The following is a 15,715-nucleotide window of genomic DNA, read 5'->3' as shown; positions in this document are numbered from 1 at the left end:
TAATACTGCCCTACATTACTGTTGGATTAATAACTAACATCCTGGCCAATGCCGAAGGAGATGATAATGATATACACAGGCAAGAGTCTTTCTGTCAGTCTGTTAGATGACGGCTTTGCTGAGCTGGTATTCGACGCTGAAGGCTCAGTAAACAAATTTGACCGCCAAACGGTTAGCGAACTTGACGAAGCAACCCAAGCCCTTGTTGCAAAAGGCGACATTAAAGGCTTGGTTGTGCGTTCTGCAAAAAGCACTTTTATTGTTGGTGCTGATATTACCGAGTTCACTGGTCTTTTCGCCATGGACGATGCTGAAGTACTAGAGTGGGTTGCCAATACGTCTCAAGTATTTGACCGCTTTGAAGACTTACCTTTCCCGACCATTGCTGCCGTTAATGGCTTCGCACTAGGTGGCGGCTGTGAAATGGCATTGGCATGTGACATGCGTATTGCAGACACTACTGCGTCGATTGGTTTACCTGAAGTTAAACTAGGCCTAATGCCTGGTTTTGGTGGTACGGTTCGCCTCCCTCGCCTAATTGGTGCAGATAATGCCCTAGAGTGGATGACGACAGGCCGCGATAGAAAAGGCGCCAAAGCCTTGGCTGAAGGTGCGGTTGATGCGGTTGTAGCACCTGAAACACTCATTGAAGGCGCACTTTCCATGGTGAAAGATGCGGTTGACGGCAAGTTTGATTGGCAAGCACGCCGTGCGGTTAAGAAAGCGCCACTACAGCTAAACAAAAACGAAGCGATGATGAGCTTCTCTACTGCGCAAGCCATGGTATTTGCTCAAGCAGGTAAACATTACCCTGCGCCGCACAAAATGGTTGAAACGGTTCAAAAAGCGTCAGTGCTTGACCGTGAAGGTGCACTTAAGCTTGAAAACGAAGGCTTTGTTGCCCTTGCTAAGACTGATGCAGCAAAAGCGCAGATTGGTATTTTCCTTGCCGACCAGCTAGTTAAGAGCAAAGGTAAAAAGCAAGCGAAAGCAGCCACTACGCAATCAAAGCTTACTGCAGTTCTTGGCGCTGGCATCATGGGCGGCGGTATTGCATACCAAAGCGCTGTGAAAGGCACGCCGGTAATTATGAAAGACATTAACCAAGGTGCACTAGACCTTGGCCTTTCAGAAGCCGCTAAAATTCTTGGCAAAGGTATGAAACGCGGTAAAGTTGATGCAACCAAAATGGCGCAAACACTTAACGCAATTACCCCTACCCTAGAGTACAGCACACTGAAAGATGCAGACCTTGTTATTGAAGCGGTTGTCGAAAACCCGAAAGTAAAAGGTATTGTACTTAAAGAAGTGGAAGAGAATGTAGCAGACGACGCGATCATCTGTTCAAACACCTCGACAATCTCTATTAACCAACTAGCAGAAAGCCTAGATAAACCTGAGCGCTTCTGTGGCATGCACTTCTTTAACCCAGTGCACCGCATGCCATTGGTAGAAATTATTCGTGGCGAGAAGACCTCTGAAGAAACTATCAATGCCGTAGTTGCCGCTACCCTTAAAATGGGCAAAACCCCTATTGTCGTTAACGACTGCCCAGGGTTCTTGGTAAACCGCGTATTGTTCCCATACTTTGCAGGCTTCAGTAAGCTACTTATCGATGGCGCTGACTTTGTTGCGGTTGATAAAGTAATGGAAAAAATCTTCGGCTGGCCAATGGGCCCTGCGTACCTAATGGACGTTGTGGGTATCGATACTGGCGATCACGCCGCAGACGTAATGGCTGCCGGTATTCCAGAGCGTATGGCACGCCTAGATAACGACCCAGTAACTTTGTTCTACAAAGAACAGCGTTTAGGCCAGAAGAACGGTAAAGGTTTTTATAACTACGGTGTTGATAAGCGCGGTAGACCGTCTAAAACTGCTGCTGACGAAGCGTATGCATTGATGGCACCTCACGTAGCTGACAAGCAAGACTTTGACGCAGACGACATTATTGCACGCCTTATGATCCCTATGGCAAACGAAGCAATTCGCTGCCTAGAAGAAGGCATTGTAGATAGCGCAGCTGAAGCTGATATGGCGCTACTTTACGGCTTAGGTTTCCCTCCATTCCGCGGTGGTATTTTCCGTTGGATTGAAACTGTTGGCTTGGCGAACTTTGTTGCGATGGCAGACAAGTACGCTGAACTTGGTCCAATTTATCAGATTTCAGACGGCGTGCGTGACATGGCCGCTGCTGGTAAATCGTATTTCGCATAAGACCCGGAGGAAAAACTAATGAAAGAAGTAGTCGTAATCGATTGCGTTCGTACCCCTATGGGTCGTTCAAAAAATGGTGTTTTCAGAAATGTGCGTGCAGAAGATTTATCTGCTGCGCTTATGACTGCGCTTCTAGCGCGTAACCCTGGTGTAAACCCAGCGGAAATTGAAGACATTATTTGGGGCTGTGTTCAGCAAACTAAAGAACAAGGCTTCAATGTTGCACGTAACGCGCAACTATTAACACAAATTCCACGCACCACTGGCGCGGTAACCGTTAACCGTTTATGTGGTTCATCAATGCAAGCCCTTCACGATGCTACAAGCGGCATTATGAGCGGCCGTGGTGACATTTATATGATTGGTGGTGTTGAGCACATGGGTCATGTACCGATGAACTACAACATCGACTTCCACCCAGGCCTTGCCAAGTATACGGCGAAAGCGTCGGGTATGATGGGCATGACTGCCGAGCTTCTTGGTCGTCAAAACGGCATTACACGTGAACAGCAAGACGCTTTTGGCGCACGCTCGCATCAGCTAGCACACAAAGCCCACCTTGAAGGCCGTTGGGCCAATGAGATTGTGCCTGTGGAAGGTCATGATGCTAACGGTGTGCTTAAGCTTATTGATCACGACGAAGTGGTACGCCCTGAAAGCACAGCAGAGAGCATGGCGGCACTTCGCCCTGTATTCGACCCTGTAAACGGTACTGTTACTGCGGGTACGTCTTCTGCGCTGTCTGATGGTGCGTCAGGTATGCTTCTTATGTCGGCAGACCGTGCGAAAGAGCTTGGCCTAACGCCTCGTGCGAAAATTCGCTCAATGGCAGTGGCCGGTTGTGATGCAGCAATTATGGGTTACGGCCCAGTTCCGGCAACACAAAAAGCCCTTAAGCGCGCAGGCCTTACTATGGACGATATTGAACTTGCTGAGTTTAACGAAGCGTTCGCGGCACAGGCACTATCGTGCATTAAGCAACTAGGTTGGATGGACCACCTAGATACTAAGATTAACCTTAACGGTGGTGCTATTGCACTTGGTCACCCGCTAGGTTGTTCTGGTTCACGTATCTCAGGTACGCTTATTAACCTAATGGAATCACAAGACGTTAGCCTGGGCTTAGCGACAATGTGTATTGGTTTAGGCCAAGGTATTGCTACTGTATTTGAACGTGTATAAACGTTTAAATAACGCGTAAATAGCTAAATATTGAAAGGGCCTTCGGGCCCTTTTTTATTAGGTAGTCAAGATGCTATTTCAACACACGCGACAGTGGACTTACCACACCTTGCGCACCTTGCTGAAGCACATGGGTGTAAATTTGCGTGGTTTTCACATCAGAGTGGCCCAACTGGGTTTGTACCGTACGAATATCAGCCCCCGCCTGTAACAAATGCGTTGCAAAAGAATGGCGCAACGTATGCGGCGTGACCTTCTTTTTAATGTCGCACGCTTTAGCGGTATTTCTTATGGCTTTTTGAATGCTAGATTCATCGATATGATGCCTACGCACCTTCTGACTTTCGGGGTCGACAGATAACCGGGCCGAAGGAAAAAGATAATGCCACCCCAATTCACGCGGACCATTTTTATATTTTACGCGCAACCGGTGAGGTAAATAGACACCTTCATACTTTGGGTTTTGTAGGTCAGCCACAAGATAGTTTTCAACCACACCAATTTGACGAGTAAGCCCAGGCTTTAGCTCGGCGGCCAAGGTGACAATGCGATGCTTACCCCCTTTGCCGTCCCAAATACGTATAGCATTGTAGTCAAAATCGATATCTTTAACACGAAGACGTACCGCCTCCATTAAGCGCAACCCACTGCCATAAAGTAAAGAAATGGGCAGCTTCAAGTTTGCTGGAATTTGCGCAAACAATGAAACCACTTCCTCTTGTGTAAGCACTACAGGTAACTTTGCACGCCTTCGACTAGTAACAAAATCTAGCTCTAATGTAAGTGGACGCTCTATAATATCGCGATAAAGAAATGCCAATGCATTAAGCGCACTCGCTTGGGTAGCAGGTGCGACATTCTTAGCATTCACCAAGTGGGACAAAAACAATTCAACCTCTTTATCGGCCATTTCAGAGGGGTGCCTATTACTGTTAAAACGGATAAAGCTAACTATCCACGTGGTATAAAGTTCAATAGTGCGCTTCGCATAGCGGCGATTTCGCATATGCTCGACCACCATTTGCATAAACATTGATTTCATTTTTATAAAATTCATTAACTGTAAATGCAGACAGCATTGCGGCTTTTGAGGCACAGGTAAAATAAAATGGACATATTCCGTACTTAAGCCCAGTAACTTCAGATAGAAAGTATAGGTTGTTGATAGAAGTGCATTTACGTGCGAAAGTTATGTAATTATAAAACGTGATATATGGAATTAGTCCGCCTTGCATAAAGGATTTTTTCCGTACACTAAATTGTTATGCGTCACAGTAAATAACGGAGGAAGACAATGAGAAGGATTCTATTTTTGACTAGTGTCTTAGCGCTATTAGCTTGTAGCACAACTCCCGAAGTCAAGGACAACGAGTTACAACCAATTGATCTTATTGGTAAGAAAGATGCCATTGAAGAAATGTGGATTGTTTCGAAAACTGACTACCCGAAATATCCTATAAATGCGGCAAAGCAGGGAATAAGTGGTTGTGTCGATTTTTCATTTGTGATCAACAGTGATGGGAAAGCACAAGACATCCAAGTTATTAAGGCCATACCAGGCTCTATATTTATAGGGTCAGCAAAAAAATCACTAAAAAAATTCAGGTGGCAGCCTACGGAATTAAACAATCTACGTCAGCCTGCAATTACAACCTTGCAACTTGATTTTAGTACCACCCCGGTAATGAAGGTAGCTGAGTGCATAGTAGACGACGCATAACAAACCAAGTAAGCGGGACAATAACACGTGGGCTCCCGTCACTTCGTTCCGTATTATAGCCCACGTGTCATTGCCCCTTCTTGGGGTGTTAGAAGGCGTCAGCCTAAACTGCGTTTCGCTTAATACAAATAACAGTTCAACCGCCCTCACCTGCTGTTTCAAAAATCGCTCTGGCTTTTGGTGGTTTTAACTTCGCCGCTTCAACTTCATAGGTTGCGCAATAGGCGCTTTATCGCCTAGTTATTATTTTAAGTCAGCAAGCGCCATTGCACTTGGTAGCTCAAATGGCAGCTTACTTCAGTCAAATCAAAAACATCATCGCGCTGTTGTTTTACTTGTTTGTGTTAATAATCAATCGTATGCTGACTTTATTAGTTTTTAACTAGGCCAAAGGAACAGGCTCTGCTTCTAACAAAGCGCTCAAGTCACTCCCTTCGGTCGCCGGGACGCTAACATGTGGGCTGACTCACTTCGTTCGGATTTTAGCCCACATGCTAGCGCCCCTTAGCTTAAAGTTATATGTCACGAGAAAACAGGAGCGTTTTAAATGAATTGCCCTAATTGTCAGGCCCGTTTTTCGTTATGGAAGTCATTTAAACTTAGTAACATGTTTAGGGTTGAATGCTCAGCGTGTTCAGACGAAATTGTGAAAGATACTGCAGGCCTTACTAGGTATCGTTCATCAATGCTAGCAGTAATGCTCTGTGCATTTTTGACAGTATTATTTTTTGGTCGCATATCATTTTGGGGTTTTGTATTCTTATTACCAGCACAGCTTTATTTTGACAATTTTTATGCATCATTGAGGTCTCTTGGTAGTACAAAACTTTCACAGCCGAGGTTGTAGGTGCCATATAACAAACCATTCAACCGGACCCATACTCGCTGGCTGGCGCTCGTTCCTCGCAATTATAGCCAGCAAGTTTATGCCGTTTAATAGGGGCGTTAGAAGGCGTCAGCCTAGACTACGCTTGGCTTTATAAAAATATCAGTTCAACAACCCTATTCTGTTGTTTCCAACATCGCCCAAGCTTTGGTAGTTTTAATGTCACCGCGCTTACTTCAAAGGTTGCGCAATAGGCGCTTTACCAACAAGTTCTTACTTTACCCGGCAAGCGCCATTGCACTCGGCAACTCATAGGGCGGCTTGCTTCAGTCAAATCAATACCATCACTGCGCTGTTGTTTTACTTGTTTGTGTTAATAATCAATACCATCACTGCGCTGTTGTTTTACTTGTTTGTGTTAATAATCAATCGTATGCTGACTTTATTAGTTTTTAATAAGGCCAAGGGAACAGGCTCTGCTTCTAACAAAGCGCTCAAGTTCACTCCCTTCGGTCGCTGGGACGCTAACATGTGGGCTGACTCACTTCGTTCGGATTTTAGCCCACATGCTAGCGCCCCTTAGCTTAAAGTTAGAAGGCGTCAGCCTAAACTGCGTTTCGCTTAATAAAAAAATCAGTTCAACCACTCTCACCTGTTGTTTCAAAAACCGCTCTGGCTTTAGGTGGTTTTAACTTCGCCGCATTAACTTCAAAGGTCGCGCAATAGGCGCTTTATCGCCAAGTTCTTATTTCAATTCTGCAAGCGCCATTGCGTCTTTCAGCTCAAATGGCAGCTTGCTTCAGTCAAATCAAAACCATCACAGCACTGTTGTTTTACTTGTTTGTGTTAATAATCAATCGTATGCTGATTTTATTAGTTTTTAATTAGGCCAAAGGAACAGGCTCTGCTTCTAACAAAGCGCTTAAGTCACTCCCTTCGGTCGTTCGGACGCATTTACGCGGGGCGGCTTCGCCATTATGCCCCACGCAACTGCGCCCCTTAGCTTAAAGTTAGGCGTCATTTACTCACAGCATTAAAATGTGGGTTTAGCAGTGACATTACAACATCAAGGTTGTTTCGCTAGGTTGTCTTCGCGGCTAGCTTTCTCGGTTGTATTAACGGCTTTAGCAACGTGCTTTTCATAAACACCGTAACGCCAGCATTTAACATCCCCTTTCTTCTAAACTCGCTCTTTTATCCAGCATTACCGTTAACATCTGGCTTTTCGCACAGGGTTGTTTTATCTTAAATTCAATAGTTTAATCACGCGGTCTATTTGGCTAGTGGTGGCAGCAAAGCTGCGTACATTCCTTTGTACGCCTAACAAAACGCTGTTGGCACTCCCTCCGGTCGCTGGGACGCTAACACGTGGGCTGGCTCGCTTCGCTCGGATTTTAGCCCACGTGCTAGCGCCCCAAAGCTTAGCGTTATAAGGCAAGGGAATGATTCGATACCTCTTAATTTTGACTATTAGTCTACTTCCTTTGGCATCTCTAGCTTGCTCCTGTCACCTAGGATCAACCAAAGAGAAGTTCGAAATGTTTGACTCTGTTTTTGTTGGCAAGGTGGTAGATATTCAACAGAAGGGAACAACTAACCAGTTCAACGAGGCAGAGGTTTTAGTCAATTTTCAGCAAATCAAGAGATTTAAAGGAAAAGACGAAGATACTGTATTGGATACTAATATTAATGGTTCAAGCTGCACTGGCTATTGGTTCAAACAAGGGCAGACCATGTTAATTTATGCCAGTGAAATGAATGGTAAATTAGATGTAATGTGGTGTGGCGGAGTTGTTGTCAAAGAAGAAAACCCACGACAGTTTGCCCTTGAGCTGGACGAACTTAAGGTTGTTTCCGGCAATGCCTTATAACAAACAAATTATGGCACTCGCTGCCGCTCGCTGGGACGCAAACACGTGCGCGGCTTCGCCATTATTGCACACGTGTTTGCGCCCCATATTTGGAAGTTAGGTGCTTCTGGGAAATCAATGGCTAAATCAGAAATAAGACGATTCTTAAAAGAGATCCGCACTAAGTTTCCTGACGTTGTTCCTCTTATGGAAAAACATGAGAGTTGGGCGCTTACATTTCTAATGGAAGAGTTCGCAAATTTGACAACTATTTTGTTAAACCAAGGCGACTTAGAAGAAGCACTTGAGCAGTTGCAATACATGAGCGAGAAACTAGATACTGCAACCAAGGCGGAATTCGAGTACATAGATGTTTATTATACAGAGCACTTATTCTGGAAAGGTACCAAAGAAGGTATTGAACGTGGCTGGCCTCTCGTACCAGATAATCTCAGAAAATTGTACTTGGACTTTCATGGTAAACCACCTAGGGTAGTGGTTTAAAAATGCACGCACCTAACAAAAAAATCAAGTTCGCCCGCTGTGCGGGCTGGGACGCAAACATGTGGGCTGCTCACTTCGTTCGGATTTTAGCCCACATGCCTGCGCCCCTTATTTAAAAGTTAGAGGCCAAGTGTAGAAAATGGATTTTGTTAGAATTTTTAAATACTCTGCTCTCCATCTAATTTCGATAGTCGCTTCGTTCTTTTTTATCGGTTTTATTTTTGGCAGTTTTAAACACTCGTTCCACCCTATGGACATAATGTTTGCCATCTTTTTATCTATTTTTTTATCATTGCCAATATACATTTACTTGGCATTTGGCGCCGATAAAAAGCCCTACTTAGTCTCTGTCGTTACATTATTTTGCGTATTGGTTGTTATCCAAATTACTGTTTACACCTTAACCAATACTTATATCTTTGGGAATGTCTTTTTAATTCCCTTGGCGTTGCAAAGTATAGTTATACTCATCGCAACATATTTGGGGCGCAAAAAGGGTTTTGTCCGCTATGGCCTCTAACAAAAAAATTAAGTACGCCCGCGGCGCGGGCTGGGACGCATACATGTGGGCTGACTCGCTACGCTCGGATTTTAGCCCACACGTCTGCGCCCCTTATTTAAAAGTTAGGCACCAACATGGACTTTTTAAAATTAGAGAAACGATTAATTGAAGAAGGTTGCAACCCTAGAAACATAGCGATTCAAACTAGAGGCGACGACGCTTATTGCCTAGACAAGATAAATGGATTTTGGTCAGTGTTCTATTCAGAAAGAGGGAGGGATTCTTCTCCAATTTTCAGTACCGATAATAAAGAAGAGGCAGCGGAGTTTTATTTCAAACACATACTCAAGCAGCAACATTGGCATAACGTAGGTTTTTTCAAAAATGAGATATTGGCCAGAAACCTACAAAGCAAATTAGACAAACTTGGCGTCAAATATATTCGTAACGACATCCCCTCTTATAGGTTTGTTGGTGATAAGAGGTATAGAGTGTTCGTTGTAGGCAAAGACATATTCAAAGTCCGCGAAAAACTAGGTAATTTGGAAGCCTATGGCGCCTAACAAAACACTAAAGGCGCTCGCGCTGCTCGCTGGGACGCTAACACATGGGCTGCGTCACTTCGTTCCTAATTTTAGCCCATGTATTATCGCCCCTTAGCGGGGTGTTAGAAGGCGTCAGCCTAAACTACGTTTGGCTTTATAAAAATATCAGTTCAACAACCCTATTCTGTTGTTTCCAACATCGCCCAAGCTTTGGTAGTTTTAATGTCACCGCGCTTACTTCAAAGGTTGCGCAATAGGCGCTTTACCAACAAGTTCTTATTTTACCCGGCAAGCGCCATTGCACTCGGCAACTCATAGGGCGGCTTGCTTCAGTCAAATCAATACCATCACTGCGCTGTTGTTTTACTTGTTTGTGTTAATAATCAATCGTATGCTGACTTTATTAGTTTTTAAAAAGGCCAAGGGAACAGGCTCTGCTTCTAACAAAGCGCTCAAGTCACTCCCTTCGGTCGTTCGGACGCAGTTACGCGGGGCGGCTTCGCCATTATGCCCCACGCAACTGCGCCGCTTAGCTTAAAGTTAGGTAACACAGATAATCAGGAGTTAATTTGAACGTCATTATTAATAATATAAAATGGATAATGCTTATTGCAGGCTTACTTACATGTTCAATGATCTTTGCAGTATTCGCACCTCAAGAAGCTTTAATAAGTATGTTTGGTGAAGCACTTACCGAGCCCTTAGCTCAAGTTATTGTTAGAAGTTGGGGATTTCTTATTTTCCTCATGGGTACTTTATTGATTTATGGAGCTTTTAATCCTGTATACCGTAACTTAGCACTAGTACTTACAAGTATTAGTAAAATAGCATTTATATCTTTAATTGTTGTTTTTGGGACTCAATATATTGATAAATCCTCATTAACAATAGCGTTGGATTCAGTTTTAATTATTATTTTCCTTACATATTTAGTTAAAGTTAAAAGTGTTACCTAACAAGCTGTTAAACAAGGACAAAAAACAGTTGGTTTTGCTCCTTCGTCGCTTATTTTAACCAACTATTTTATTACCTGTTAACAGGGTGTTAGAAGGCGTCAGCCTAAACTGCGTTTCGCTTAATACAAATATCAGTTCAACGTACCTAACCTGCTGTTTCAAAAATCGCTCTGGCTTTAGGTGGTTTTAACTTCGCTGCATTAACTTCAAAGGTTGCGCAATAGGCGCTTTATCAACTAGTTCTTATTTTAAATCACTAAGCGCCATTGCGTTTATCGGCTCGAATGGCAGCTTGCTTCAGTCAAATCAATACCATCACTGCGCTGTTGTTTTACTTGTTTGTGTTAATAATCAATCGTATGCTGACTTTATTAGTTTTTAAAAAGGCCAAGGGAACAGGCTCTGCTTCTAACAAAGCGCTCAAGTCACTCCCTTCGGTCGTTCGGACGCAGTTACGCGGAGCGGCTTCGCCATTATGCCCCACGCAACTGCGCCGCTTAGCTTAAAGTTAGGCGTCATTTACTTACAGCATTTAAAAGTGGGCTCAGCAGTGACATTACAGCATCAAGGCTGTTTCGCTAGGTTGTATTTACGGCTTACTTTTTCGGTAGTTTAAACGGCTTTAGCAACGGGCTTTTCATCAGCTCAGCAACGCCAGCATTCTGCATCTCTAGTTGTTTAAACTCGCTCTTTTATCCAACATTACCTTAACATCTGGTATTTCGCACAGGGTTGTTTTATCTTAAATTCAATAATTTAAACACGCGGTCTATTTGGCTAGTGGTGGCAGCAAAGCTGCGTACTTTCAGTTGTACGCCTAACAAAACGCTGTTGGCACTCCCTCCGGTCGCTGGGACGCTAACACGGGGCCGCTTCGCGATTATAGCCCCATGTTAGCGCCCCAAAGCTTAGCGTTATACGCAAACTAGGAACCTGTGAATATGTCGGATGTAATGGGAAAAGTAGAAGATGACATTAAGAAACATGGTTGGCATGTTCTTTCTGTTTTTAGCAAGGATGCTCCGAGCTTTTCATATTCAATAGGTTTTACTGAAACGCTTGATCATCCTGAAATCATCATGTCTGGATTGGATACCTCATTGATGCACTCACTTATCAACGATATTGGACAGTTAATCAGGAACGGTCAACGATTTACCAATAACCAATTAAGTGAAGAGGTTATAAAAGGCTATCCGGTCAAATTTAGTAAAATTAGCGAACTCAACAAAGAGGAATACTTAAGGGCAGCTGTTAGTATATATAGCATTGAAAAGTTTGACGCTCTTCAATGTATTTGGCCTGATAAAGAAGGTAAATTTCAAGAAGAAAGTAACACTGCTCAAGAGGTCTTATCGTGATTGCGTATAACAAAAAAATTAAGTCACTCACTTCGTTCGCTGGGACGCATACACATGGACTGCTTCGCATTATAGCCCATGTGTATGCGCCCCTTATTTAAAAGTTATATTGCATTCGAGCATTTCAGCACTTAAAGGTTCTATTTAAGGTAGTATCGACAACATGGACTTGTTAACAACAGTATTTGGCTTTTGGTTATTCATCTTCAATAAAATGTTTAGAGAAGCATGGGTACATGAATACAGAAAATCCAATGCGTTTTTCAAAATTTTTCATTTGGTCGAGTCGTTTTTTTCAATGTTAATTGGGCTTGGTATTCCTGTATTTGTTGTATATTTCTTAATTGTGAGTGGCTAATGCAATATAACAAACCATTCAACCGGACGCCTACTCGCTGGCTGGCGCTCGTGCCTCGCAATTTTAGCCAGCAAGTTTGCGCCGTTTAATAGGGGCGTTAGGTGACAAGGAGAATTTAATAGATGGAACCAAATTATTCAGAGTATTCGATTACAGAGCTAGAAGATGCACTAGCCAATATCGATAAAGAAGCCTTTCCAGATCGAGCAGAGCGAATAAAAGGCGAATTAATTTCGCGACAACCATTAGAGAAAAGCAGCCCAGAGACGCTTGAAGATAATTTTGAACCAAACGAACAGTTCTTTAAGTGCCCAACCTGTGAAGAGAAAATAGGTTTCTTCTCTAAAACTGCCAATAAGTGGGGAAAGAAAAAAGTATGTCCACACTGCAACTCACCTTTTGAATCAACGGTTAAGCTCAAAGTATTCGCTATTGCATTAATACCAGCGCTTATTATTCATTTGTTTATCTTGCGCCCGCTTGTAGTTTCTTTTGGTCTAAATGGAGCAATTAGCACCGGTATTTTATGTGGCATTCTTACAATTCTTGCTATGCGTTACAGGAAAGTCCGGATCGCTTATGTCACCTAACAAACCAGTCAAGCTCGCTCACTCCGTTCGCTGGGACACATACTCACCGGCGCCTCCGGCATTTTCGCCGGTAAGTATGTGCCCCTTACTGGGGCGTTATAAGCCACAAGGAAATTTGACAACGAGGAAATATGAAAAAGCTATTATTTCTAGTGTGTTTAGTGCTTGCTGGGTGCAGCAATCCATTGCCCGATGATAAATTAGCCTATGTAGGCGAGTGGCAAAGTAAAGAGATGTATCTGCTTATACTTGAAGATGGAACGGTTTCATACCAACGCTTACAGAGAGGCGGAAAGACTTCTATCAATGGATCGCTACAAGAATTTATTGGCAATGACTTCACAGTAGGTATCAGTTTTTTAACTACTACGTTTAATGTCTCTCAACCTCCAACGCTATCAAACGGAAAGTGGACAATGATTGTAGATGGCGTAAAGCTCAAAAAAGTAGAAGAGGAAATATGAGCGGATGGCTTCTAACAAAACGCTCAAGTCGCAACCCGCTGCGCGGGCCGCTGGGACAAAAACACAATGCGGCTCCGCCATTTTCGCATTGTGCTTTTGCCCCTTAGCTTAGTGTTATGTGCTAATCTGTGTAATGAAAGATAAAAGGATTTATTTAATGAAATTACTAGCGTTTTTAATTCTAAGCATTCCTCTGCTAAGCGCTTGTATAGTCGTTCCAGAAACCGATACGGCTAAAGTGAACAAGTGTGAAATATCCTCGGACCGCAAAACACTTAAAGTTATCAATGGATTTGAGGATACCAATACCTTCTATTCAATCAGCGGGCTTGTATTACTACCTATCTCAGGTGTTGTTTCCGGCACATACGTAGCTATCAATAATGTCTACCACTTGGGGGAAGAAACACTTGCCTGTGGGTCTAAAAATGCACGCACATAACAAAAAAATCAAGCACGCCCGCTTCGCGGGCTGGGACGCAAACATGTGGGCTGCTCACTTCGTTCGGATTTTAGCCCACACGTCTGCGCCCCTTATTTAAAAGTTAGGCATATGGAGTAATGCACCACATGAGAGCTATTTTCTGGTTCATAACAGCTATTATTATTGTTCTTAGCTTTGTTTGCTCAGGACATAATTCCGAAAATGAATCGGACGGTATATTTTTGGTTGGCTTAGGTAGCTGGGCGCCAGTTGTATTAGCTTTCGTATTTCACAACTTAGAAAAAAAAGCGAAATTACTTTTATATGCAACTGCTTGCTCATTTTTAGCTGTATCTGCGTTTGCACTATTCTATTTAGGTCTACTGGCTCTTCATGTCTTAGAAACGGGTTCTTTGGGTCCATCGGGAATGATATTGGCTTTCTTTCCATTTGCGTATATCGGCCTAGCACTTGTAGGGGCAGCGCTAGGTTTATGCATGTATTTAACTGAAAGGATGATAAAAAAATATGCCTAACAAAAAAATCAAGCCACTCACTTCGTTCGCTGGGACGCATACACGTGGGCTGCTTCGCATTATAGCCCACATGCCTGCGCCCCTTATTTAAAAGTTAGATGCACTTTGAGTTAAATTTATGGATATTTTAGCCAATGTCACTTTTTTGAAAATCAAAAATCAAGATTGGAACGCCGTCTATAAAACGGGGATGCGCTCAAATATAAGCTATGGCAAGGAAAATTTTTGTTGTCTTCTTGCGTTTAACGTTGATCGTGCAATTGGACAAGGTGAGACAGTTGAGTGTGAAATTAGCTTTCTGACTCATGAACCTCATACCGGTAAATTATATGAAGGTATGCCGTTCAAATTGTTTGTGGGTAGTTTGGTTTTTGCAGAAGGTAGTATTAGCTATGTACCTGAGTAACGCGCATCTAACAAATGCATCAAACCTCACTGCGTTCGTGGGGACACCTACTCGTTGGCCCGCGCTGCGCGCTAGTTTAGCCAACAAGTAGCTGCCCTTTATGCAAAGTGTTATGTGACAGATTTTTATAAATTCGAAGGATTAAATCTTTGGATAGCTATATAAGGTAATTAATAGTCATGGAAGAAGTTGTAGAAGGGTTTGGTCGCGTAATTTTCAGAGTAATCAAATGGCTTATTATAGATGCCATACTCGAGTCCGTTATTTATGGCTATGGCTTCATCACGTTAAAAATAGTCACGTTTGGGAAGTACCCAAGGCCCAATAAAGATGAAGGGCGCACTATTGCTACTGGCATTATTTCAATTATTGCAACGCTATTTTTAATTGCGTACTTTTATCAGTAATGTCACATAACAAACAAATTAAGCCTCTCACTTCGTTCGCTGGGACGCTAACACGCAGGGCCGCTAACACGCAGGGCCGCTTCGCTATTATGCCCTACGCATTATCGCCCCTTATTTAAAAGTTAGGCGTCATTTACTCACAGCATTAAAATGTGGGTTTAGCAGTGACATTACAACATCAAGGTTGTTTCGCTAGGTTGTCTTCGCGGCTAGCTTTCTCGGTTGTATTAACGGCTTTAGCAACGTGCTTTTCATAAACACCGTAACGCCAGCATTTAACATCCCCTTTCTTCTAAACTCGCTCTTTTATCCAGCATTACCGTTAACATCTGGCTTTTCGCACAGGGTTGTTTTATCTTAAATTCAATAGTTTAATCACGCGGTCTATTTGGCTAGTGGTGGCAGCAAAGCTGCGTACATTCCTTTGTACGCCTAACAAAACGCTGTTGGCACTCCCTCCGGTCGCTGGGACGCTAACACGTGGGCTGGCTCGCTTCGCTCGGATTTTAGCCCACGTGCTAGCGCCCCAAAGCTTAGCGTTAAGCGGCTGTTCCCTACAGAATCAAAAAGAAGCTTTATCTGTGACATTTATGCAGCAAGGTTGTTTCGCTAGGTAGTTTTAATTTCTGTCTTAAAATCAAATTTCTCACCCTTATCAGCTCGTGCTTTTATCCAACCAAGCAGTTACATCTGGCTTTCTGTACTAGGTTGTTTTATCGTTATTTTATTATTTTTAAATCAGCGTTTTGCTTGGCAAGCGGTGGCGGCAGTGCCGCGAAAGTTCAGTTGTACGCCTAACAAAACGCTCAAGTCGCAACCCGCTGCGCGGGTCGCTGGGACAAAAACACAATGCGGCTTCGCTATTTT

Annotated in this window: 16 protein-coding genes; 15 read left to right on the top strand and 1 reads right to left on the bottom strand. The window is 43.3% G+C overall.

From position 1 onward, the window contains the following. Positions 1-66: 66 nt before the first annotated feature. Both fadB and fadA read left to right on the top strand, forming a co-directional pair. Positions 67-2,217, top strand: a complete 2,151-nt coding sequence (gene fadB, locus ACOJRU_RS02595) for a fatty acid oxidation complex subunit alpha FadB (RefSeq protein WP_421133503.1) — start codon at positions 67-69, stop codon at positions 2,215-2,217. Between the two features lie 18 nt (positions 2,218-2,235). Next, positions 2,236-3,399, top strand: a complete 1,164-nt coding sequence (gene fadA, locus ACOJRU_RS02590; RefSeq protein ID WP_421133502.1) for an acetyl-CoA C-acyltransferase FadA — start codon at positions 2,236-2,238, stop codon at positions 3,397-3,399. Positions 3,400-3,472: 73 nt separating this feature from the next. Here the strand turns inward: fadA and ACOJRU_RS02585 are convergent, their stop codons facing one another. After that, positions 3,473-4,441 carry an integron integrase gene (locus tag ACOJRU_RS02585; RefSeq protein ID WP_421133501.1) on the bottom strand — a complete coding sequence of 323 codons (969 nt, stop codon included), beginning with the start codon at positions 4,439-4,441 and terminating at the stop codon, positions 3,473-3,475. Between the two features lie 252 nt (positions 4,442-4,693). Between ACOJRU_RS02585 and ACOJRU_RS02580 the strand changes: the two genes are divergently transcribed. The 13 genes from ACOJRU_RS02580 to ACOJRU_RS02520 all read left to right on the top strand — a co-directional run bounded on the left by ACOJRU_RS02580 (position 4,694) and on the right by ACOJRU_RS02520 (position 14,848). Continuing rightward, on the top strand, positions 4,694-5,119 hold the full coding sequence (locus ACOJRU_RS02580; RefSeq protein WP_421133500.1) for an energy transducer TonB: 426 nt from the start codon (positions 4,694-4,696) through the stop codon (positions 5,117-5,119). A 2,364-nt stretch (positions 5,120-7,483) separates the two neighbouring features. Continuing rightward, on the top strand, positions 7,484-7,816 hold the full coding sequence (locus ACOJRU_RS02575; RefSeq protein WP_421133499.1) for a hypothetical protein: 333 nt from the start codon (positions 7,484-7,486) through the stop codon (positions 7,814-7,816). A 117-nt stretch (positions 7,817-7,933) separates the two neighbouring features. Next, on the top strand, positions 7,934-8,299 hold the full coding sequence (locus ACOJRU_RS02570) for a DUF7674 family protein (RefSeq protein ID WP_419227251.1): 366 nt from the start codon (positions 7,934-7,936) through the stop codon (positions 8,297-8,299). A gap of 636 nt (positions 8,300-8,935) precedes the next feature. Continuing rightward, positions 8,936-9,364: an SPOR domain-containing protein gene (locus ACOJRU_RS02565; protein ID WP_421133498.1), complete on the top strand. Its 429-nt coding sequence runs from the start codon at positions 8,936-8,938 to the stop codon at positions 9,362-9,364. A 551-nt stretch (positions 9,365-9,915) separates the two neighbouring features. Beyond that, a complete protein-coding gene (locus ACOJRU_RS02560; protein ID WP_421133497.1) occupies positions 9,916-10,302 on the top strand; it encodes a hypothetical protein in 387 nt (128 codons plus the stop codon). Positions 10,303-11,243: 941 nt separating this feature from the next. Then, entirely contained in the window at positions 11,244-11,663 is a 420-nt protein-coding gene (locus tag ACOJRU_RS02555; protein ID WP_013783749.1) for a DUF4262 domain-containing protein, read from the top strand. Between the two features lie 163 nt (positions 11,664-11,826). Continuing rightward, positions 11,827-12,021 (top strand): hypothetical protein, encoded by a 195-nt coding sequence (locus tag ACOJRU_RS02550; protein ID WP_421133496.1) that lies wholly within the window; start codon positions 11,827-11,829, stop codon positions 12,019-12,021. A gap of 122 nt (positions 12,022-12,143) precedes the next feature. Continuing rightward, entirely contained in the window at positions 12,144-12,611 is a 468-nt protein-coding gene (locus tag ACOJRU_RS02545; protein WP_421133495.1) for a hypothetical protein, read from the top strand. A 131-nt stretch (positions 12,612-12,742) separates the two neighbouring features. Continuing rightward, positions 12,743-13,075: a hypothetical protein gene (locus ACOJRU_RS02540; RefSeq protein ID WP_421133494.1), complete on the top strand. Its 333-nt coding sequence runs from the start codon at positions 12,743-12,745 to the stop codon at positions 13,073-13,075. Positions 13,076-13,232: 157 nt separating this feature from the next. Further along, entirely contained in the window at positions 13,233-13,517 is a 285-nt protein-coding gene (locus ACOJRU_RS02535; RefSeq protein ID WP_421133493.1) for a hypothetical protein, read from the top strand. A 128-nt stretch (positions 13,518-13,645) separates the two neighbouring features. Then, complete coding sequence (locus ACOJRU_RS02530; RefSeq protein WP_421133492.1) at positions 13,646-14,035, top strand: hypothetical protein; 390 nt, start codon at positions 13,646-13,648, stop codon at positions 14,033-14,035. Positions 14,036-14,153: 118 nt separating this feature from the next. Next, on the top strand, positions 14,154-14,441 hold the full coding sequence (locus ACOJRU_RS02525; RefSeq protein WP_421133491.1) for a hypothetical protein: 288 nt from the start codon (positions 14,154-14,156) through the stop codon (positions 14,439-14,441). A gap of 179 nt (positions 14,442-14,620) precedes the next feature. Continuing rightward, entirely contained in the window at positions 14,621-14,848 is a 228-nt protein-coding gene (locus ACOJRU_RS02520; protein WP_421133490.1) for a hypothetical protein, read from the top strand. Positions 14,849-15,715: the final 867 nt, after the last annotated feature.

It is taken from the genome of Alteromonas algae, from assembly GCF_049117195.1.
Taxonomy (GTDB): Bacteria; Pseudomonadota; Gammaproteobacteria; order Enterobacterales; family Alteromonadaceae; genus Alteromonas.
This window is presented reverse-complemented; position numbering and strand designations above follow the sequence as displayed.

What these genes read in the sequence shown, in the direction of transcription:
- fadB (WP_421133503.1), top strand. Translation starts at nt 67, where the DNA reads ATGATATACACAGGCAAGAGTCTTTCTGTCAGTCTGTTAGATGACGGC.
- fadA (WP_421133502.1), top strand. Translation starts at nt 2,236, where the DNA reads ATGAAAGAAGTAGTCGTAATCGATTGCGTTCGTACCCCTATGGGTCGT.
- ACOJRU_RS02585 (WP_421133501.1), bottom strand. Translation starts at nt 4,441, where the DNA reads ATGAAATCAATGTTTATGCAAATGGTGGTCGAGCATATGCGAAATCGC.
- ACOJRU_RS02580 (WP_421133500.1), top strand. Translation starts at nt 4,694, where the DNA reads ATGAGAAGGATTCTATTTTTGACTAGTGTCTTAGCGCTATTAGCTTGT.
- ACOJRU_RS02575 (WP_421133499.1), top strand. Translation starts at nt 7,484, where the DNA reads ATGTTTGACTCTGTTTTTGTTGGCAAGGTGGTAGATATTCAACAGAAG.
- ACOJRU_RS02570 (WP_419227251.1), top strand. Translation starts at nt 7,934, where the DNA reads ATGGCTAAATCAGAAATAAGACGATTCTTAAAAGAGATCCGCACTAAG.
- ACOJRU_RS02565 (WP_421133498.1), top strand. Translation starts at nt 8,936, where the DNA reads ATGGACTTTTTAAAATTAGAGAAACGATTAATTGAAGAAGGTTGCAAC.
- ACOJRU_RS02555 (WP_013783749.1), top strand. Translation starts at nt 11,244, where the DNA reads ATGTCGGATGTAATGGGAAAAGTAGAAGATGACATTAAGAAACATGGT.
- ACOJRU_RS02550 (WP_421133496.1), top strand. Translation starts at nt 11,827, where the DNA reads ATGGACTTGTTAACAACAGTATTTGGCTTTTGGTTATTCATCTTCAAT.
- ACOJRU_RS02545 (WP_421133495.1), top strand. Translation starts at nt 12,144, where the DNA reads ATGGAACCAAATTATTCAGAGTATTCGATTACAGAGCTAGAAGATGCA.
- ACOJRU_RS02540 (WP_421133494.1), top strand. Translation starts at nt 12,743, where the DNA reads ATGAAAAAGCTATTATTTCTAGTGTGTTTAGTGCTTGCTGGGTGCAGC.
- ACOJRU_RS02535 (WP_421133493.1), top strand. Translation starts at nt 13,233, where the DNA reads ATGAAATTACTAGCGTTTTTAATTCTAAGCATTCCTCTGCTAAGCGCT.
- ACOJRU_RS02530 (WP_421133492.1), top strand. Translation starts at nt 13,646, where the DNA reads ATGAGAGCTATTTTCTGGTTCATAACAGCTATTATTATTGTTCTTAGC.
- ACOJRU_RS02525 (WP_421133491.1), top strand. Translation starts at nt 14,154, where the DNA reads ATGGATATTTTAGCCAATGTCACTTTTTTGAAAATCAAAAATCAAGAT.
- ACOJRU_RS02520 (WP_421133490.1), top strand. Translation starts at nt 14,621, where the DNA reads ATGGAAGAAGTTGTAGAAGGGTTTGGTCGCGTAATTTTCAGAGTAATC.